Annotated in this window: 25 protein-coding genes; 10 read left to right on the plus strand and 15 right to left on the minus strand. The window is 64.6% G+C overall.

Features of this window, described 5'->3' with window-relative positions:
- Positions 1 to 613: 613 nt before the first annotated feature.
- On the plus strand, positions 614 to 1,060 hold the full coding sequence (locus tag JQ604_RS40945; protein ID WP_212366449.1) for a hypothetical protein: 447 nt from the start codon (positions 614 to 616) through the stop codon (positions 1,058 to 1,060).
- Positions 1,061 to 1,164: 104 nt separating this feature from the next.
- On the plus strand, positions 1,165 to 1,413 hold the full coding sequence (locus JQ604_RS40950) for a hypothetical protein (protein ID WP_212366450.1): 249 nt from the start codon (positions 1,165 to 1,167) through the stop codon (positions 1,411 to 1,413).
- Positions 1,414 to 1,529: 116 nt separating this feature from the next.
- Here JQ604_RS40950 and JQ604_RS40955 read toward each other — a convergent pair whose 3' ends face one another.
- Positions 1,530 to 2,174 (minus strand): response regulator transcription factor, encoded by a 645-nt coding sequence (locus JQ604_RS40955; protein ID WP_212366451.1) that lies wholly within the window; start codon positions 2,172 to 2,174, stop codon positions 1,530 to 1,532.
- A gap of 80 nt (positions 2,175 to 2,254) precedes the next feature.
- Here JQ604_RS40955 and JQ604_RS40960 point away from each other — a divergent pair, with 80 nt between their 5' ends.
- Together JQ604_RS40960 and JQ604_RS40965 are read left to right on the plus strand one after the other, a co-directional pair.
- On the plus strand, positions 2,255 to 3,601 hold the full coding sequence (locus JQ604_RS40960; protein WP_212366452.1) for a histidine kinase: 1,347 nt from the start codon (positions 2,255 to 2,257) through the stop codon (positions 3,599 to 3,601).
- Positions 3,602 to 3,764: 163 nt separating this feature from the next.
- A complete protein-coding gene (locus JQ604_RS40965) occupies positions 3,765 to 3,914 on the plus strand; it encodes a hypothetical protein (protein WP_212366453.1) in 150 nt (49 codons plus the stop codon).
- Here JQ604_RS40965 and JQ604_RS40970 read toward each other — a convergent pair.
- From JQ604_RS40970 to coxB, 11 genes are all read right to left on the minus strand, one after another.
- Positions 3,911 to 4,264: a nuclear transport factor 2 family protein gene (locus tag JQ604_RS40970; RefSeq protein WP_349631192.1), complete on the minus strand. Its 354-nt coding sequence runs from the start codon at positions 4,262 to 4,264 to the stop codon at positions 3,911 to 3,913. The two genes, JQ604_RS40965 and JQ604_RS40970, sit on opposite strands and share 4 nt — an antisense overlap.
- Before the next feature lie 181 nt (positions 4,265 to 4,445).
- Entirely contained in the window at positions 4,446 to 4,862 is a 417-nt protein-coding gene (locus JQ604_RS40975) for a hypothetical protein (RefSeq protein ID WP_212366454.1), read from the minus strand.
- On the minus strand, positions 4,859 to 5,110 hold the full coding sequence (locus JQ604_RS40980; RefSeq protein ID WP_212366455.1) for a type II toxin-antitoxin system Phd/YefM family antitoxin: 252 nt from the start codon (positions 5,108 to 5,110) through the stop codon (positions 4,859 to 4,861). The genes JQ604_RS40975 and JQ604_RS40980 overlap by 4 nt, the downstream gene beginning before the upstream one ends.
- Positions 5,111 to 5,171: 61 nt before the next feature.
- Positions 5,172 to 5,933 (minus strand): SURF1 family protein, encoded by a 762-nt coding sequence (locus JQ604_RS40985; RefSeq protein WP_212366456.1) that lies wholly within the window; start codon positions 5,931 to 5,933, stop codon positions 5,172 to 5,174.
- On the minus strand, positions 5,930 to 6,322 hold the full coding sequence (locus JQ604_RS40990) for a DUF983 domain-containing protein (protein ID WP_212366457.1): 393 nt from the start codon (positions 6,320 to 6,322) through the stop codon (positions 5,930 to 5,932). The genes JQ604_RS40985 and JQ604_RS40990 overlap by 4 nt, the downstream gene beginning before the upstream one ends.
- Positions 6,323 to 6,519: 197 nt before the next feature.
- Positions 6,520 to 7,416 (minus strand): cytochrome c oxidase subunit 3, encoded by an 897-nt coding sequence (locus JQ604_RS40995; RefSeq protein WP_212366458.1) that lies wholly within the window; start codon positions 7,414 to 7,416, stop codon positions 6,520 to 6,522.
- Positions 7,417 to 7,505: 89 nt separating this feature from the next.
- Positions 7,506 to 8,147 (minus strand): cytochrome c oxidase assembly protein, encoded by a 642-nt coding sequence (locus JQ604_RS41000; RefSeq protein WP_212366459.1) that lies wholly within the window; start codon positions 8,145 to 8,147, stop codon positions 7,506 to 7,508.
- Positions 8,148 to 8,163: 16 nt separating this feature from the next.
- On the minus strand, positions 8,164 to 8,328 hold the full coding sequence (locus JQ604_RS41005) for a CoxF protein (RefSeq protein ID WP_212366460.1): 165 nt from the start codon (positions 8,326 to 8,328) through the stop codon (positions 8,164 to 8,166).
- A gap of 38 nt (positions 8,329 to 8,366) precedes the next feature.
- On the minus strand, positions 8,367 to 9,305 hold the full coding sequence (locus tag JQ604_RS41010; RefSeq protein WP_212366461.1) for a heme o synthase: 939 nt from the start codon (positions 9,303 to 9,305) through the stop codon (positions 8,367 to 8,369).
- Between the two features lie 60 nt (positions 9,306 to 9,365).
- Positions 9,366 to 10,982, minus strand: a complete 1,617-nt coding sequence (gene ctaD, locus JQ604_RS41015) for a cytochrome c oxidase subunit I (RefSeq protein ID WP_212366462.1) — start codon at positions 10,980 to 10,982, stop codon at positions 9,366 to 9,368.
- A gap of 98 nt (positions 10,983 to 11,080) precedes the next feature.
- A complete protein-coding gene (gene coxB, locus JQ604_RS41020) occupies positions 11,081 to 11,920 on the minus strand; it encodes a cytochrome c oxidase subunit II (protein ID WP_212366463.1) in 840 nt (279 codons plus the stop codon).
- A 509-nt stretch (positions 11,921 to 12,429) separates the two neighbouring features.
- Here coxB and JQ604_RS41025 point away from each other — a divergent pair.
- The gene (locus JQ604_RS41025) at positions 12,430 to 12,978 is read left to right on the plus strand and encodes an invasion associated locus B family protein (protein WP_212366464.1); all 549 of its coding nucleotides are present in this window, start codon (positions 12,430 to 12,432) and stop codon (positions 12,976 to 12,978) included.
- Between the two features lie 49 nt (positions 12,979 to 13,027).
- Here the strand turns inward: JQ604_RS41025 and JQ604_RS41030 are convergent, their stop codons facing one another.
- Entirely contained in the window at positions 13,028 to 13,624 is a 597-nt protein-coding gene (locus JQ604_RS41030; RefSeq protein ID WP_212366465.1) for a TetR/AcrR family transcriptional regulator, read from the minus strand.
- Positions 13,625 to 13,752: 128 nt separating this feature from the next.
- Here JQ604_RS41030 and JQ604_RS41035 point away from each other — a divergent pair, with 128 nt between their 5' ends.
- Positions 13,753 to 14,133, plus strand: a complete 381-nt coding sequence (locus JQ604_RS41035) for a DUF4267 domain-containing protein (RefSeq protein ID WP_212366466.1) — start codon at positions 13,753 to 13,755, stop codon at positions 14,131 to 14,133.
- A 1-nt stretch (position 14,134) separates the two neighbouring features.
- Entirely contained in the window at positions 14,135 to 14,458 is a 324-nt protein-coding gene (locus JQ604_RS41040) for a DoxX family protein (protein ID WP_212366467.1), read from the plus strand.
- Positions 14,459 to 14,534: 76 nt separating this feature from the next.
- Here JQ604_RS41040 and JQ604_RS41045 read toward each other — a convergent pair whose 3' ends face one another.
- Positions 14,535 to 15,023, minus strand: a complete 489-nt coding sequence (locus JQ604_RS41045; RefSeq protein WP_212366468.1) for a GNAT family N-acetyltransferase — start codon at positions 15,021 to 15,023, stop codon at positions 14,535 to 14,537.
- A gap of 95 nt (positions 15,024 to 15,118) precedes the next feature.
- On the opposite strand from JQ604_RS41045, the gene tldD reads away from it, so the two are divergent.
- From tldD to JQ604_RS41060, 3 genes are all read left to right on the plus strand, one after another.
- Positions 15,119 to 16,543, plus strand: a complete 1,425-nt coding sequence (tldD, locus tag JQ604_RS41050; RefSeq protein ID WP_212366469.1) for a metalloprotease TldD — start codon at positions 15,119 to 15,121, stop codon at positions 16,541 to 16,543.
- Positions 16,543 to 17,325 carry a signal peptidase I gene (gene lepB / locus JQ604_RS41055; protein ID WP_433996338.1) on the plus strand — a complete coding sequence of 261 codons (783 nt, stop codon included), beginning with the start codon at positions 16,543 to 16,545 and terminating at the stop codon, positions 17,323 to 17,325. Before tldD ends, lepB begins: the two co-directional genes overlap by 1 nt.
- Positions 17,326 to 17,483: 158 nt before the next feature.
- Entirely contained in the window at positions 17,484 to 18,050 is a 567-nt protein-coding gene (locus tag JQ604_RS41060) for a nucleotidyltransferase family protein (RefSeq protein ID WP_212366470.1), read from the plus strand.
- A 51-nt stretch (positions 18,051 to 18,101) separates the two neighbouring features.
- On the opposite strand, the gene JQ604_RS41065 is transcribed toward JQ604_RS41060, so the two are convergent.
- Positions 18,102 to 18,626, minus strand: coding sequence for a PAN domain-containing protein (locus tag JQ604_RS41065; RefSeq protein ID WP_212366473.1), 525 nt, complete (start codon positions 18,624 to 18,626; stop codon positions 18,102 to 18,104).
- Positions 18,627 to 18,873 lie beyond the last annotated feature (247 nt).

An 18,873-nucleotide genomic window follows, 5' to 3' on the forward strand; every position in this document is an offset into this window, starting at 1 on the left:
CGAGGGCGCAGGGAAGACCGGGTGCACGCCGCACCCGCGGTCCCGTGCGCAATGTGCACAAAAGAGTGCGCGCACGAGCATACAGGTTCGGCGGAGGCATCCGGCCTTCCCTGCGCGATGGCTTTACGGCTTATACGTGCTCGCCCTGGTGAGACTCTGCTTTTGTGCCACCATCATCCGCGATCGGCTTTGGACCAATCACGGGCTTGCCACCAACATCGGGGCGGCAGGCCCACACGACTTCGCCGTCCGCCTTGCACACACACGCCTGTCGCACGCTCGGCGGCCACCGCATCGTCACCCACGTTCGTGGCGTTCGCGAGCGCCCCTCGTGTCGGGTGAGACGGGCATATTGTTAGCATAATCGGAAGTTCGTGTAAAGCACATTATTTTTGCCTGACGACCTTGCGCCGTCGGGCAAATCAGCGGTCTAATGTCAGCGGGAGCGCTGGCATGTGAGGGATGACCCGCCGAAGGGTTCCCTCCCCCTTGCGGCTTCCGGCCTGGCCAGCGCCGGCGAATGAAACGCTCGAGGCTGGCGCGGCGCTGGCGATTGCATGGAACGAACAGCACGCTCCGCCGTTTCCGCTTCTGCAAACAGGGGCGGTGACGCATGCCCATCGGTCGATACTTCCTCATCATGGGCGGCGTGCTGCTGGCACTGCTGTTCCTCGCCGACTGGTCGATGCCGACAGTGACGGCGACGCCCGAGGAAGCGAGCAACGAGCACCCGACCATCCTGATCCATTCCCGGCGCCGCGGGCCCGACGCTGTGGTGTTCGACACCAGCCGGCCGACGATCGTGCCGCCAACGCCGGCGACGGTGGCGGCCGAAGCGCCGTCGGAAACATCCCTGCAGGACGCCAAGCCGCCAACGGACGCGATGGCGATGGCGGAGCCGGCTGCACCGGTCGAACAGGCAGCACCCGCACCACCCAAGCGCGCCGCCGAACGACGGCGGCCGCGGCCCCATCGGGAAGCCAGGCGCGATGATGCGAGGCGCATCGCCAGCTACGACATGTTCGCCAATCGTCAGCCCTTCATCTTCGGTGGCTGGTAGGCCACGCTCCGGGCAAATTCGGCAGCGCGGGTTTCAACGAAGGAACAATCCCTTCTGCTAATCATTGTGACAGCGGCCGCAATCCTGCGCCGGGAGGACAATTCATGAAACGCATCTGTTTGATCGTCGTGGCGCTGGTCGCGACGCTGGGTCTCACCGCATCCGCATCGGCGCGGCTCGGAATGGCGCCGCTGACGGCCGACAATGACGGCGTGATCCAGGTCAGGGGCGGTCATGGCCACGGTCACGGCCATCGCGGCTGGCACGGCAATCGCGGCCATCACTATGGCTGGTATCGCGGCCGCGGCCACCATTATGGCTGGCGTCGCCACCGTCACCATTACCGGTACTGATTTCCGAAAGCACGGTCGCCACCCCATCGCCTCGGCGACCCACGCATCCTCGAAGACGAAATGGCCGCGCTCCGTCAGAGCGCGGCCATTCAGCTGTCATGTGCTTGCACCCGGCCTCAGTCGAGGCCCATCTCCACGGCAATGCGGATCAGATCCGAATGGTTCTTGGCGCCGAGCTTCTGCTTGAGCAGCGAGGTGGTGTTGGCGACGGTCTTGTAGGAGATGTCGAGGGCCTTCGCGACCTCGACGATCTTGTCGCCGCGGCCGAGCAGCCGCAGGATCTCAAGCTCCCGCGCCGAGACCTGCGAGGCCGGATTGGCCTTGATCGCGGCGCCGGAGAAGGTCACGGCCTCGGCCAGTTGCGGCGAGATGAAGTTGTCACCGGCGGCGACCTTGCGCACCGCCTTCATCAGGATGCGGGGGTCGTCGCCCTTGGAGACATAGCCCTGCGCGCCCATCTCGACCGCGCGCACCACGAAGGCGGGATCGTCGTTCATGCTGAACATGATGATCCTGGCGTCCGGATCGTCCTTGCGGATCCGACGCATCAGCTCGAAGCCGGAGACGTCGGGCAGCTTGATGTCGATCAGCACCACGTCGGGCTTCTTGGCGAGAAAGGCGCGATGGCCGGATTTGGCGTCGCTGGCCTCATCGATCCTGACCGAGGCGTCGGAGGCGAACAGCGCGCGGCAGCCCGACAGGACCACCGGATGGTCATCGACGATCAATACCCTGGTGGTCGATTTTGCCGTATCTTGCATGATATTCCCAACACGCAGAATAGGTCCCCGGTTGTGCCTGGAAAAGTAAAACTCCCGACACCGGAGCTAGAATAGCCCAAATGTGGACACGACTGTCGCTTCGTGCGCGCCTTTTTCTGCCGCTCGGCGTGATGTTCGTCGCTGCGCTGCTGTTCGGAAGTGTTGCGCTTTATTTCTTCGCGCCGGCCCAATTGGCCGAGGAGAACGCGCCGGAAACGCGCTCCGCCGGGCAGGTCGCGGCGGCGCTCAACGGCGCGCTCGAGGCATCGCCCGACCCGGGAGCGACGCTGGACGCGTTTGTCAGGGCGCTCGGCACATCCGAGGAGATCCAGTTCCGGCCGGCCGACGGCACACAGTCGCCCGTCCCGGTGCGCGCCTCGCCCGGACCGGTGCCCGCCTGGTTCGTCGGCCTGCTGAAGACCGAGGACATCGGCGCGGCCTTTCCGATCATGATCAAGGGCGAGCGCGCCGGCGACATCGTGTACGCGCCGGACATTTCGGCCGACATTTTCGAGAAATGGGTCAGCTTTCTCGGCGTGACCCTGGCGGGCACCATCATGATGCTGCTGACCGCGCTGATCGCCACGGTTGCGGCGGGCGGCGCGCTGACTCCGCTGCGCAATCTCGGCGACGGCCTGACGCGGATGCGGATGGGCGACTATGAACAGCTCATTGCCGTGAGCGGGCCGCCGGAGATCCGGCACTCCAGCGAGGAAGCCAATGCGCTGGCGCAGACGCTCGGGCGGCTGAGCCTTGACAATCGCGGCCTGCTGCGCCGGATCGTCTCGCTGCAGGATGACGAGCGGCGCGACGTGGCGCGCGAGCTGCACGACGAGCTCGGCCCGCTGCTGTTCGGCATCCGCGCCAACACGATCGCGATGATGGAGACCGTGCCGGCAGACCATGCCGCGCTGACGACGGCAGCCGAGAACATCCTCGGCTCGGTCGAGGCGCTGCAGCAGGCCAACCGCAGGATTCTCGACCGGCTGCGGCCGCTCTATATCCAGGAGCTCGGGCTTTCGAACAGCATCGGGACCCTGCTGCAGACCGTCCGGGCGCAGGCGCCCGATCTGAAGGTCACGGCCGAGATCAGTGCGGCGCTCGATGCGAGTGACGGGCCGCTGTCGCTGACGGTCTATCGGATGATCCAGGAGGGCGTGACCAACGTGCTGCGCCACGCCAATGCGAGCGCCATGGACATCAAGGCGATCGTGGCCGGCGGGCAGCTGGTGGTCGAGATCTCCGACGACGGAATCGGCTTTCCCGCCGATGAGCGCTTTGGACGCGGCCTGACCGGCATGCAGGAGCGCGTGCGGGCGCTGAGCGGGACACTGGAGCTGACGCGTGAGCACGGGCGGACCGCGGTGCGCTGCCGGCTGCCGATGGCGGAAAATCGGGAGAGTGAGGCTACCGGGCGAGAGGCTTGATCGCGGGGGTCAAATCAGCCTCTCGCACCGGGCCGCTCAATGCCCGTGACCGATCAGAGTGCCGGCGCCGCTGATGGCGACGATTGCGGGTACCGGACGCGGCAAAGTCACGCGCATTGTCCTCCTCCATCCTCAACGCCACAACAACACCTGATATTGCCACTTGTTCCCGATTTATGAATGGGAAAAAGTGGCAATCGACGATCGCTGCGATGGTGTGACGATGGATGCCGATAGCGTGGCGTCGATCAGCGATATCAGTGGGATGATCGAGTACCGTGCCTACGCGATCGGACGCGATGGTCAGAGTTAGGCAGCGGCGCCGCCGATCGGGCCGCAGCGCATGCACTGGATCTTGCCGTCGGCCGCAAAGGCAAAGAACACGCGGACCGGCTTGGCCTCGAAGCTGCGGTAATCGAGCGTGACGCCGTCCGCGGTCGGCGAGATCTCCTCGAGCCCGAATGCGGTCGGCACCAGCGCATCGAGGCGCGGCGCCCAGTAGGCGAGTAGCGCTTCGCGACCCTCGCAGATGATCGCCCCACTGCATTGGCATTGCAGCTGTGCGTCGGCCGCGTACAGCTCGGTCAGCGCATCGAGATTGCGCGCCCGACACGCATCCAGCCAGTCAACGATGATCGCAATCTGATCGAAGTCTTCAGACACGGCCGCCGCGTCTCTGATGTGCGGAGATCGGCCCTGCAGTGCGGAGCCGGTGGGCGGTATCGTGCGATCGCCGTGAATGGACACTGAATGACCGGTTGCGCAGGGTGGAACCAGAACCAGTCTAGCCGATGAAGGTTCCTACGGGAACAACTCAGGCGCGACGTTGATTGATTATCGAGGTTCAACGCTGACGGTTAATACCGCGCGCGTCAGCGCGCCGGGCGATGAACTTCTTCATGAGCGGCAGGAAGAAGGCTTTGCTGAATCGGCCAAGTGGCGGCCCTGGTTCGAGATAGAATGATTGGCCGACGATGTCCTGAATAAATTCGTCGAGGATGATCCAGAGTCGCAACATGACATCGAGCCCGGCGCGACGCTTCTCCATCTCGGGAATTTCCATAGCGAAGCGTTCGGCTGACGGCGCTTGGCTCGTGATTGGAAAGAGCAGAAGCACGTCTTCGCCTCTTGGTCGGGCGAGCCGCACGCCGACGGCCACAGGTCGAGATTTGCGTCCTTCAGTCTCGCCGTGGTCGGACTCCCGACCCCACAGGAAGGGATAGCGGATCACGCAGCCGGACTGCAGATCATCGAGACTCACGTCTCGTCGCTCTCTTGCTCATAGGCAGCGACCGCTGCCTTGACCTCGTCGAACAGCTCGTCGGACATAGTTTCCAGACGACCAACCGTCCGTGTATCGGCCTTCGTCACAAGCCGGCGATAGTCCTCAATGCTCAGCAACACCAGACGCGGCTTGTTCCGCTGCGTGATTGTCACGGGCCGGCGCAGGGCTTCGGCGATGATATCTCCCGACTTCCGGGAGAGGTCGCTGGTCGAGAATTCGGTCATATGGAGAACTCCAGCATTACTGTAATATACAGCATTGCTGTAAAATCTGCAAGAATCCAGCTTAGCCAGCCTTCTGACGCTGGCTCCGCCACCACAGCCCGAACGCAATCACCAGAGCCCCCGCCAGCGAGAACCAGGTGATGGCGTATTGCATGTGGTCGTCTTTCAGATGCACCTGCAGGGGGCCGGGTTTCGGAATACCGCTCTCCGGCACCGGCGCTTCGAGATCGATGTAGAACGGCGCGACGTCACCCCAGCCGAGCGCCGCCGCCATCGCGCGGTGATCGCGGACGAACCATAGCCGTTTCGGCACGTTCTCCGCCGGCGTCAGCTTGCCGGCGCGTTCGGGGAAGCGGATGTAGCCGGTGAGTTCGACCGGCTGGCCGGTGACGAGGCGGCCGACCACGCGATCCTCGAAGGCGCGGTCCTGCATCGTGTTCTGCACGAAGCCCGCGTTGATCACGATCGTCTCGCCGCTCGCGAGCTTTGCCGGCAGGAAGGCCCAGGTGCCAGGGCCGGTGACATCGGCGCGCACCGCGGAGCCGGACGAGTAGACCATCGCATCCGGGGACGGGGCGTAGGTCGCGGTCAACGTGACGCGCTGGAATTCGTCCTTGGCCGATGTCAGCGCGCTCCAGCCCGACGGCAGCGCCAGCGCCTGCGGCGGCTTGGCGAGCCGGGCGTCGAGCGCTGCGATCAGCGCGTGCTTGTCGACGCGGCGCTGCAATTGCCAAAGGCCGAGGCCGACAAAGGAAACGACGAGGATGAGCGTGAAAACGCCGAAGCCGGCGATGCTGCGCCCGCGGGAGGTCGTGTCAGTCATTTCGGCTCGCGGTCGATCAGCCGGCCTGGCGCCGCCTTGTGGTGGAATTGCAGCGCGATCAACAGCGACTTCATCGAGCGCAGCGGCAGCAGCGTGGTCGCCGCAATCAGCGGCAGCCACAGCACGGCATGCACCCAGAACGGCGGCGCGTACTTCACCTCGACGATCAGCGCCGAGGCCACCACGATCGCACCCGCCAGCATGATGATGAAGATCGCCGGACCATCGCCGGCATCGATGAAGGCGTAATCGAGCCCGCAGGACTCGCAGCGCGGCGCCAGATTGAGGAAGCCTGCATAAAGCTTGCCCTTGCCGCAGCGCGGACATCGGCACGCGATGCCGCGCAGCGCGCTTTCGGTCACGGTGGGAAGGGGTTGATCGTCCTGCATATCGCTCCTTACCCTCTCCCCCTGTGGGAGAGGGTGGCTTCGCGAAGCGAAGCCGGGTGAGGGGTATCTCTCCACGAGTTCATTTGTGGAGAGATACCCCTCATCCGGCGCTTCGCGCCACCTTCTCCCACAAGGGGAGAAGGAAAACAAAAAGGGCGGCCTTGATGGCCGCCCTCTCTTTAGCACGTCAAATGCCGCTAGTGCGCGGCGTGCGCCATCGCCTCGGCGCCGCGGCCCCAGACGTAGATGCAGACGAACAGGAACAGCCAGACCACGTCGACGAAGTGCCAGTACCAGGCGGCGAACTCGAAGCCGAGGTGCTGCTTCGGCGTGAAGTGGCCGGCATAGGCGCGGAACAAGCAGACCAGCAGGAAGATGGTGCCGACCAGCACGTGGAAGCCGTGGAAGCCGGTCGCCATGAAGAAGGTCGCGCCGTAGACGTTGCCGCCGAACGAGAACGTCGCATGGGCGTACTCATAGGCCTGCACGCAGGTGAAGCAGGCGCCGAGCACGACGGTGAGGATCAGGCCGTATTTCAGGCCCTGGCGGTCGTCCTCGAGCAGCGCGTGGTGCGCCCAGGTAACGGTGGTGCCCGAGGTCAGCAGCAGCAGCGTGTTGAGCAGCGGCAGATGCCAGGGATCGAAGGTCTCGATGCCCTTCGGCGGCCAGGTGCCGGGGACGGCGCAGGCGCCCATCTGGGTGCCGGCGCCGCAGCCGAACACGGCGTCGCGGGTGGCGTGGACGGCGTCGGCCGGGAACAGCGCGGAATTGAAGAAGGCCCAGAACCAGGCGACGAAGAACATCACCTCGGAGGCGATGAACAGGATCATGCCGTAGCGGTGGTGCAGCTGCACGACGCGGGTGTGGTCGCCCTTGTACTGGGCTTCCTTGATCACGTCCGCCCACCAGCTCGCCATGGTGTAGAGCACGCCGACGGTGCCGATGCCGAACACGATCGGAGCGGCCGAATACATGTGATGCATCCAGCCGATTGCGCCGACCGCCATGATGAAGGCCGAGATCGAGCCGACCACCGGCCACGGGCTCGGGTCGACGAGATGATAGTCGTGATGCTTGACTTGCGCCTCAGCCATTGCCGTCTCTCCATTCGCGTGCCGTCAGGCACGTATTCGTCTCTTCAGTCTCGTCTCTCGCGCACGATCCCCAGCGGATCCTGCGCGTATTACAGATTGCCCTTGCGCTGCTCCTGCTCCCCTGCTGCAACCGGCTTCGGAGCCGGATCGCGCACGGGGAAGAAGGTGTAGGACAGGGTGATGGTCTTCAGCGTGTCGTTCTCGCTGTCCTTGGCGAGCTGCGGATCGACATAGAACACGACCGCCATCTCGCGCTTCTCGCCCGGGGCCATGGTCTGCTCGGTGAAGCAGAAGCAGTTGAGCTTCTGGAAATAGGAGCCGACGGTCAGCGGCGCGACGTTGTAGGCGGCCTGGCCCGTTGTGGTGCGCGCCGACTGGTTGGTCACGGTGTAGTAGACGGTGACGACCTGGCCGATCTTGACATCGATGTGGTTCTGCTCCGGCTCGAACTTCCAGGGCAGCCCGGGTGCAACGTTGGAATCGAAGGAGACGGTAATGGTGCGCTCGAGCGGCGCAACCGTCGGCGCCGAGGTTGCGACCTGCGTGGTGCCATTGAAGCCAGTGGTGCGGCAGAACCAGTTGTAGAACGGCACGGCGGCGTAGGACGCGCCAACCATCAGCACCACGACGAAGCCGCAGATCGAGGCGACCACCGCATCACGCGTCAGGCCGCGACGCGCCGCCTTGCGGCTCGCCTCGTTGGTGCCCTGCGTGGTCGGTTGGTTCGACATCCCGCTGCCTGCTCCCTTACATCGGCCGCACGAGAACGGCGGGACCCTTGACCAGGGTGACCGCGAAGAACAGCACGACCATGACGCCGAGCGCGAGCGCGATCGCGATCGAGCGCTGGCGGCGGCTCTTCAGCTGCGCCTCGGTTAGCACGATGCCCTGCTGTTCCTGTTTGTCGTCCATTCGTAGTCCCTGCGCCCCCATCCGCCCCTCGCGCCCCGCTAGCCGATCAAGAGCGGCGCGATCGCGCGAACCACGACCTCGGCGAGGAGGACGGCGAACAGCGCGAACAGATAGAGGATCGAAAACGCAAACAAACGGCGGGTGGCGCGGTTGGCCTCGACGCCCTCGCGGCGGCGATAGACGTCGACGGCGAGCCACATCATGCCGGCGCCAGCGACCGCCGAGGTGACGCCGTAGATCGCGGAGAAATAGCCGAGCGGCCAGGGCGACAGCGCGATCGCGACCAGCACGATGGTGTAGAGCAGGATCTGCAGTCGCGTCGCGTCGGGACCGGCGACGACGGGCAGCATCGGAATGCCGGCGCGGGCATAGTCGTCGCTGCGGAACAGCGCCAGCGCCCAGAAGTGCGGCGGGGTCCAGAAGAAGATGATGAGGAACAAGAGGATCGGCTCGACCGACAGCGAACCGGTCGCCGCAGCCCATGCCACCACCGGCGGCAGCGCGCCGGCGGCGCCGCCGATCACGATGTTCTGCGCGGTCCAGCGCTTCAGGAGCATCGTATAGATCACGGCATAGAAGAAGATGGTGAAGGCGAGCAGCGCGCCGGCGACCCAGTTGACGAGGATGCCGAGCGTCATCACCGAGAAGAAGGCGAGCGTCAGGCCGAATGCGGTGGCCTCGCCCGGCGTGATCTTGCCGCGCGGGATCGGGCGATTGGCGGTACGCGACATCAGCGCGTCGACGTCGGCCTCATAGGCCATGTTGAGCGCGCCGGAGGCGCCGGCGCCGACCGCGATGCAGAGGATCGAGGTGATCGCGAGCACCGGATGGACATGAACCGGCGCGATCATCAGGCCGACCAGCGCGGTGAAGACCACCAGCGACATCACCCGCGGCTTCAGGAGCGCGATGTAATCGCCCACTTCCGCCTCGGAGATCCGGGGCAACTCGATGGCGTTGTGATCGACAACCGACAAGACAAATCTCGCTTCGTTAAAAGCGCGGCGCACCCGAGGTGCGCCGCGCGACGTTTGGAATTACTGCACGCGCGGCAGCACTTCGAACTGGTGGAAGGGCGGCGGCGACGACAGCGTCCACTCCAGCGTGGTGGCGCCCGCACCCCACGGATTGTCCGCGGCCGGCACCTTCTTCATGAAGGCATCGAACACGCAGTACAGGAAGATCAGCACGCCGAAGCCGGAGATGTAGGAGCCGAGCGAGGAGATCAGGTTCCAGCCCGCGAACGCGTCGGGATAGTCGACATAGCGGCGCGGCATGCCCGACAGGCCGAGGAAGTGCTGCGGGAAGAACACCAGATTGACGCCGACGAAGGTGAACCAGAAGTGCGCCTTGGCGAGCGTCTCGTTGTACATGTAGCCCGACATCTTCGGGAACCAGTAGTACCAGCCGGCGAAGATCGCGAACACGGCGCCGAGCGACAGCACGTAGTGGAAGTGCGCGACGACGTAATAGGTCTCCTGCAGCACGCGGTCGACGCCGGCGTTCGCCAGCACGACGCCGGTGACGCCACCGACCGTGAACAGGAAGATGAAGCCGATCGCCCAGATCATCGGCGCGCGGAACTCGATCGAGCCGCCCCACATCGTGGCGATCCAGGAGAAGATTTTTACGCCGGTCGGAACCGCGATGACCATGGTCGCAGCCACGAAGTAGGCCTGCGTCGCCGAGGACATGCCGACGGTGTACATGTGGTGCGCCCAGACCACGAAGCCGATGCCGCCGATCGCGACCATGGCGTAGGCCATGCCGAGATAGCCGAATACGGGCTTGCGCGAGAAGGTCGAAACGATCTGGCTGATCATGCCGAAGCCGGGCAGGATCAGGATGTACACTTCGGGGTGGCCGAAGAACCAGAACAGATGCTGGAACAGCACTGGATCGCCGCCGCCATCGGCCGCGAAGAAGGTGGTGCCGAAGTTACGGTCGGTGAGCAGCATCGTGATCGCACCGGCGAGGACCGGCAGCGACAGCAGCAGCAGGAACACCGTCACCAGGATCGACCAGACGAACAGCGGCATCTTGTGCAGGGTCATGCCCGGCGCGCGCATGTTGAAGATCGTGGTGATGAAGTTGATGGCGCCGAGGATCGACGAGGCACCCGCCAGATGGAGCGAGAGAATCGCGAAGTCCACCGCCGGGCCCGGATGGCCCGAGGTCGACAGCGGTGCGTACATGGTCCAGCCGGCGCCGACGCCGTTGGCGCCCGGCTCGCCCTCGACGAAGGTCGACAGCAGCAGCAGCGCGAAGGAGGCCGGCAGCAGCCAGAACGAGATGTTGTTCATGCGCGGGAACGCCATGTCCGGCGCACCGATCATCAGCGGCACGAACCAGTTGCCGAAGCCGCCGATCATCGCGGGCATCACCATGAAGAAGATCATGATCAGGCCGTGCGAGGTCACGAACACATTATAGGTGTGCGTTTCGTGGAAGATCTGGACGCCCGGATACATCAGCTCGACGCGGATCGCGATCGACATCGCCGCACCGATGACGCCCGCGATCACGGCGAAGATCAGGTACATCGTGCCGATGTCCTTGTGGTTCGTCGAATAGACGTAACGCTTCCATCCGGTCGGATGGTGGGCGTGATCGTCGTGGGCATGATCGCCGTGTGTCGCTGCGCCTGTTGCCATGTTCCAAATCCTAACCTGCAGTCCCTCAGGCCTTTCGGCCCCGTCGCCCTTGTTCGATCGCGCAAAATGCTATTGGCCTCAGACCGAGGCCAGCAACCTTACTGCGCGGCTTGTCCCGCCGATGCGTAGGAGTTCGAAGGATTGGTCGCGAACTTCTTCTTCGCGCCCTCGACCCAGCTTGCGAATTCCTGGTCGCTGACCACCCGGATCGCGATCGGCATGAACGCATGGTCCTTGCCGCACAGTTCCGAGCACTGGCCGTAGAACATGCCGGTCTTGGTCGCCTTGAACCAGGTCTCGTTGAGACGGCCCGGGATCGCGTCGATCTTGACGCCGAAAGCGGGGAGCGCAAACGCATGGATCACGTCGGCGCCGGTGGTCTGGACCCGGATCACCTTGTTGACCGGCACGACCATCTCGTTGTCGACGCCGAGCAGGCGGGGCTGCTTGTCCTTGTCCATCAGCGAGTCGAACTCGAACTTGCCGTTATCCGGATAGGCGTAGCTCCAATACCACTGCTTGCCGGTGGCCTTCACGGTCAGGTCCGGCTTCGGCACGTCCAGTTCGAGGAACAGCAGCTTGAAGGAGGGAATCGAGATCGCGACCAGGATCAGCACCGGAATCAGCGTCCAGGCCACCTCGATCAGCGTGTTGTGCGTGGTCTTGGAGGGGACCGGGTTGGCCTTGGCGTTGAACTTGACCACCACGATGACCAAAAGCGCCAGCACGAACAGCGTGACGACGGTGATGATGGCGAGCAGCCAATTGTGGAAGGTGCGGATGAAATCCATCACCTCGCTGGCGGATTCCTGCAGCGTGTATTCCCACGGCGCGGGCTGGCCCACTTCCGCATGAGCCGTGCCACCGATGGCCAGCACCGCGCCCACCATCGCCAATCCCAGCAAATGCCGGCCAAACAGGCCCTTCGACATCCTCATGCCGCTCGCGCTCCCTTGATTATTCCCCAATGCATTCAAGCCGGGCGGCCCGAATGCAGCACGATCCGCCCTGACAAGCGGCCTGCCAAGACGTGACCTGATCGGAGTTTATTCCGGGGACACGGGGGCCAGATTGCTAGAACGCGTCGAAATCCAGCCTCTCAAACCATAATTCGCAGGGTCTCGCAATGCGATAGTGGGCCCGAAGCCCATGCGGTGGCGAGGAAACTGGCAGGTGTGATTTTTCCAGCAAAATCAGGCCAAAGTGGACGTCGCCGTGGTCGCGCCGGCTTGACAGCGGGATTGCCGGATGTACCCACAGGTGGGGCGCTCCACAGGAACCTGATTCGGCGCGGCCAGTGTTGAGCCGATGCCGGATGCAGGCCGAGGATCGCCTTCAAGGCGCCGTCATTGCAGTATCAGTCGACGGAGTGCGTGCTGCCGGCAGCCGGGCGGACGGCTGCGCTGAACCTCACGATTTTGGACCACACGTCAAAGGATCGACCCGGATGGGCGCTTCACAGAGTCTGGCAGGACGGAAGGTATTGGCTGGCTATCTCAGTGCCGCGGCCCTGATTCTCGCCGCGATGCTGGCCTTTATGCTTGCCTTGCCCCAGGCGGCGAACGCGCAAGGCGCGGTCCGCTCGGTCCATGGCGACTGGCAGATCCGCTGCGACACCCCGCCCGGCGCCCAATCCGAGCAATGCGCGCTGATCCAGAGCGTGGTCGCCGAGGACCGTTCCAACGCCGGCCTGACCGTGATCGTGCTGAAGACCGCCGACCAGAAGAGCCGCCTGATGCGTGTGGTGGCGCCCTTGGGCGTGCTGCTGCCCTCCGGCCTCGGGCTGAAACTGGACAACCAGGACGTCGGCCGCGCCGGATTCGTCCGCTGCCTGCCCAACGGCTGCGTCGCCGAGGTCGTGATGGACGACAAGCTGCTCGGGCAGCTCAAGACGGCGAAGACCGCGACCTTCATCATATTCGAGACCCCGGAAGAGGGGATCGGCTTCCCGCTCAGCCTGAACGGGCTTGGCGAGGGGTATGATAAGTTGCCGTGAGAGGCGCTGCCACCCTCATATATCAAAGGCGCGTCGGACGACGTGCAGGTCATTCATCTGAATGACGTGAGTTGTTTCGGGACGCGACGATCGCCCGAACCACAAGTGCGATGCGCTCACCGCGTGCACTCGGTCGCGTTCGGCCTGAACGTTCGAGTTCGACGAGCCCATGAAGGGCTGCCCAAAACGTTTCCGTCACGAGCGCGACATCGGCGCAAAACGGCGCCACGACGTCTGAAAGTGCGTCGAAGCCGGCCCGCAACTCCGGCCTTGTTCCGGCTTCGGCGAACCGCAAGGCCGTCGGGCGGACAAACATCGCCTCGTAGAGTGCGGGACGACTGTGCGCAAAGGCGAGATAGGCCAAGGCGACATTCTTCAGCGCGTTGCGTCGTCCGTTCGATCCGCTTGCCGCTTTGCGTAACGCGACCGTGAGTTCCTGAAAGCCCTCGACCGCAACGGCTGCAACAATCGCATCCCGGTTCTCGAAATGTGAGTAGAGCACCGGCTGGCTATATTCGATTTCATCGGCAAGGCGGCGGACAGTCACGGCATCCCATCCTTCGCGCTCGGCGATCACGCGCGCCGCCGCGATAATGCGATGCTCGCGCTCGGCCCGCTCCCTGCCTTTCCGCTCGGCAATCCCCACCCCTCGATCTCCCTCGATTCCGGAAGCCCACGCATCTGTGATCATACCAATGCTTGATGATCTGGCAATGCTAGTTAATTTTCCTAGCAACGCTAGATTTCCTCATTTGGCTACATCGGAGACTGCAAATGGTTTGGCTTACGCTCGGGACGGCGGCGCTCGTGGCTGTCGCGATCATCGTGATCGGCATCCTGTATGTCGCGACACCAAGAACCGCGACACGCAGTTTCGGCCTGCCGCTTCCTGAAGACGGCACCAATATCGCCTGGTGGCTTCGCTTGAAGGGCGTGCGCGACATCGCGTCGGGGCTGACCCTGCTGGCGTTCATCGCGTGGGGCGTCCCCTACGCCGTCGGCCTTATTCTGCTCGTCGAAACCGTCATCCCCGTCGGCGACATGCTGCTCGTTCTTGCGGCCAAAGGCTCCGCCAGGACCGCTTTCGGCGTGCACGGCCTCACGGCGGTGGCGATGGTCCTGGCGGCCATCCCCATGATGATGGGTGTGGCCTGACATGATTGGTGCACTCTCCCTCTGGGTGCTCGCTGCCGGATTCTTCGGCGCGGGCGTCTTCAACGCGATCGGCACACAAGGGACGCGCAGTGATTTCGCGCGATGGGGCTACCCGCGCTGGTGGCACTTTTTGACTGGCGGACTGGAAATCATGTGCGCGGCCCTGATCGCGCTCCCTGCCAGTCGCATGATCGGCCTTGCGCTTGGGGCTGTCATCATCGCGGCTGCAGTCTTGACTGTTCTACGCCATCGCGACTTTTCGCACCTCATTCCACTTGGTGTCTTTGCCGCCTTGATCGCTCTCGTTACGGCGACCTTATCTTGAGGACCGGCACTGCCAATCAGGCCTTGTTTCCGCCGTGCTGCCGCGTTGGGGCGCGACGCGGCCGCACGCTGATGTTTCAGAACAGCAGGCCCATCATCACGACATCGTGGAGCACGCCGTCGACCTGAACCGCCCCGCGCTGGCAGCCCTCGACTTCAAACCCGACCTTCTCATACAGCGCGATCGCATTGGCATTGTCGTGCCGCACCGTCAGCTCGACCCGCCGGAATCCAAACGCCTTCGCGGCCGCGAGAGTCGTGAGCATCAGCCGCTCGCCAAGCCCCTGCCCCCGGAACGCCGGCAGCAGGGCGATCCCAAGCACGCCACCATGCGCGTGGACCGGCCGCGCCTTGCGAACCACGTCGCACCAGCCGACGACCTCGCCCGCGGAGAGCGCGACGAATTGCGGATAGCCGTTTTTGATGTTGTCGAGAACGAAGGCGCGCGTCGAGTCGATCGGCGGAGCTTCGAGAAAGGCGAGGTAGCGGCGTTCGCGCGAGACGGTGTCAAGGGCGCAGTGAAAGCTCTCGACATGATCTTCGCGGATCGGGATGATTTCGATCACGGCTGCGGTCTCGCCAACGTGTCAATTCCGCCCCTCGCGGAACCGCCGATAAACCACTATCTTGGATCGAATCCACGAACAATGGACGCCATTTAATGACCAATCTCCCCACAACCTCCCTGCTCGACCGCGCCAATCTTGACCGTGATGCCGTCCGCCGCGAGGTGTCGCGGGGGCTTGCGGGGGCCGATGATGGCGAACTGTTCCTGGAGTATGGGCAGACCGAGGCGCTGGTGTTCGACAATGGGCGGCTGAAGCAGGCGACCTATGACACCAGCCAGGGGTTTGGCTTGCGCGCGGTGAAGGATGATGCGGTCGGCTATGCGCACTCGTCCGATGTTTCCATTCCGGCGCTGATCCGCGCGGCGGATGCGGTGGCTGCCGTGCGGGGCGGCTATGCGGGGACGTTTGCGGCCGCGCCGGCGCATACGAATGTGAAGCTCTATGGCGACGAGAATCCGCTGGATGGGCCGGCGTTCGAGGCCAAGGTGAAGCTGCTGGCCGAGATCGACGCTTACGTCCGCGACAAGGATCCGCGGGTGCGGCAGGTGTCGGCGAGCCTGACAGCGACCTGGCAGGTGGTGGAAATCCTCCGCCCGGATGGCGAGAGCTATCGCGACATCCGCCCGCTGGTGCGGGTCAACATCTCCGTGGTCGCAGGGCAAGGCGACCGGCAGGAGAGCGGCAGCAAGGGTTATGGCGGCCGCGAGGGCTATGCGCGCTTCATCGAAACCAAGGCCTGGCGCGATGCCGCCGACGGCGCGCTGCGCGAGGCGCTGGTCAATCTCGAATCGATCCCGGCGCCTGCCGGCGAGATGGACGTGGTGCTCGGCGCCGGCTGGCCCGGCGTGATGCTGCATGAGGCCGTCGGCCACGGGCTCGAGGGCGATTTCAACCGCAAGCAGACCTCGGCGTTTGCAGGCCTGATGGGCCAGCGGGTCGCGGCCAAGGGCGTCACCGTGGTCGACGACGGCACCATGGCGTCTCGAAGAGGCTCGCTGTCGATCGACGACGAGGGCACGCCGACCAACCGCACCGTGCTGATCGAGGACGGCATCCTGGTCGGCTACATGCAGGACCGGCAGAACGCGCGTCTGATGAACATGAAGCCGACCGGCAACGGCCGCCGGCAGAGCTATGCCCATGTGCCGATGCCGCGCATGACCAACACCTACATGCTGTCGGGCGACCGAGATCCCGCGGAAATCCTGGCGTCGGTGAAGAACGGCGTCTATGCCGCGAATTTCGGCGGCGGGCAGGTCGACATCACCTCGGGCAAATACGTGTTCCAGTGCACCGAGGCCTACAAGATCGAGAACGGCAAGCTCGGCGCGCCGCTCAAGGGCGCCATGCTGATAGGCAACGGGCCGACCGATCTGCATAGAATAACCATGATCGGGAACGATCTATCGCTGGATACGGGAATCGGCACCTGCGGCAAGAACGGCCAGGGCGTGCCGGTCGGCGTCGGCCAGCCGACGCTGCGGATGGAACGGATTACGGTCGGAGGTACGGGCTAGTGGCTGAGGGTACAGAGGTGGCGGCGACGAAGCCGACCAAACCGACCACGAGCTGGCGCGGACAGGCCGCGCAGCTGGTCGCGATCGTCGCGGTGGTGTTCCTCGCCAAGGGCGCGATCGCCGAGCCGTTCTACGTGCCCTCCGGCTCGATGGAGCCGACGCTTTTGATCGGCGACGCGCTGGTCGCCTCGAAATTCCCCTATGGCTATGGCGCCGCCTCGCTGCCGATCCAGATCACGCTGCCGGAGACCGGCCGCGTGTTCGGCGAGACACCGAAGCGCGGCGACGTCGTCGTGTTCCGCTGGCCGGGCGACCGCTCGCAGGCCTGGGTCAAGCGCGTGGTCGGCCTGCCCGGCGACCGCATCCAGATGCGGCAGGGCCAGCTCTTCATCAACGATCATCCGGCTGCGCTGAAGCCCGACGGCACCGGCTTTGCCGAGGACGACATGGGCGGCGGCGAGGAGGCCTACAAATATATCGAGACGCTGCCGAACGGCGTCAGCCACGCCATCTTCAAGATGCGCGACAACGGCCGGCTCGACAACACGCCGGAGGTCACCGTGCCGCCCGGCAAGCTGTTCGTGCTCGGCGATAACCGCGACAACTCCGCCGACAGCCGCGTCTCCGTGCGTGACGGCGGCGTCGGGCTGTTGCCGATCGACAATCTGATCGGTCGCGCCGATGCGGTGGTCGGCTCCTGGGACATGGGCGTGCGCAGCCAGCCGATGTGGACCTGGCTGTCCGGCTTCCGGCTGGCAAGGTTCTTTACGTCGGTGAAGTAAGCGGGCGCCGCCACTGGCGCACGCTGGCGTCGAAGGCGGTGAAGGAATTCGACAGGGAAATGTAGGGTGGGCAAAGCGAAGCGTGCCCACCATCCACGGCGTGCTCGCGATGGTGGGCACGTCGCTGCGCTCCTTTGCCCACCCTACAATTCAGCTTCATGACCCAGGATGACTTCCTCGCCGCGACACTGCGCAATCCCGCCAATCGCGCGATCATCGACGAATTGTTCGCGATGGCATTGCCCGATGCCTGGCTCGTCTCGGGCTGCCTGGTGCAATCCGCATGGAATGTGCTGACCGATCGCCCCATCGATTACGGCATCAGCGATTACGACGTCTTCTACTTCGACCCCGACACATCCTGGGAAGCCGAGGACGCCGTGATCCGCGCGCTGCAGGCGCGGCTTGCGCATCTCGGCCTCAAGATCGAAGCGCGCAACCAGGCGCGGGTGCATCTCTGGTATGGCGAGAAGCACGGCCTGCCCTATCCCGCGTTGGCGAGTTCGACCGACGGCATCGATCGGTTTCTTTCGACCACGACGCGGATCGGCATTCGCCGCAACGCGCAGGGATATGAGGTGTATGCGCCGAACGGGTTCGATGACGTCGCCGAGATGATCGTGCGGCCGAACATCACGGCGAATTTTTCACCCGTGAATTACGCGACGAAGGCGGCGCGATGGAAGGCGCTGTGGCCGGAGGTTACGCTGGTGGCCGCACATTAAATTTGTCGTCCCGGCGAAGGCCGGGACGACGATTGGAGAGAGCAACGCGCGTCACCGCACCACACCCGACGTGAACCCCGCCTTCCGCCGCGGCGGCTTGATGTCCTTCTTCAGGAAGCAGTGCGCATCCCGCCCCGCATAGCCCGGCCGTGCATAGGTCCAGGCGCGGCATTTGTTGTCGGCGGTGCAGGCGGCGTGGCAGGCCTCGTCGCCGTCGTCGCTCTTCAACTCGAAATTCTTGTAGTCGCCGCCGAAGCGATCGATCGAGGTTTCGATGGCGCTGTTGCGGGGCTCGACCACGCCGGCGCCGCGGACGCCGGACACGCAGCAACTGTTCGGCACGCGCGTCGGCACCGTGTTCTTCAGCCAGCACACCGCGCCGGCACTGACGTCGGTCGGATAGTTGAAGCTCCAGGCGCGGCAGCGGCGGTCGCGCTCGCAGGTCAGCGCGCAATCGGCCGGGTCGCCCGAGGCCACCGGGCCGCTCGAATAGTCGCCGCCGGGGCGGTCGAAGGCGGTCTGCGCCGACGCTGCGCGCGGCAAGGCCACGGCCGCCAACACGGCGAACGCGATCATCCACGCCCTGATCAGGCGGACCATCCCCATGAGATTGCTTTCAAACTTGCGCCCCGCACCACCGCGGGCGGTCATTTGAGCGCCGCCAACCTGTACGGCCGATGAACGGCCGGTTCCCGGGATGAGGACGTCGTGCCGCAGCGCACCCTTCTCCCTCTCCCGCTTGCGGGCTGTTCGATTCACACATCGCGGAGCCCCAGAGTGGCGCCAAATTTGATGGCTTGGAAGGCTTCGAGCCCGATGCGCA

The sequence above is a fragment of the Bradyrhizobium jicamae genome (assembly GCF_018130695.1).
Taxonomy (GTDB): Bacteria; Pseudomonadota; Alphaproteobacteria; order Rhizobiales; family Xanthobacteraceae; genus Bradyrhizobium; species Bradyrhizobium jicamae_B.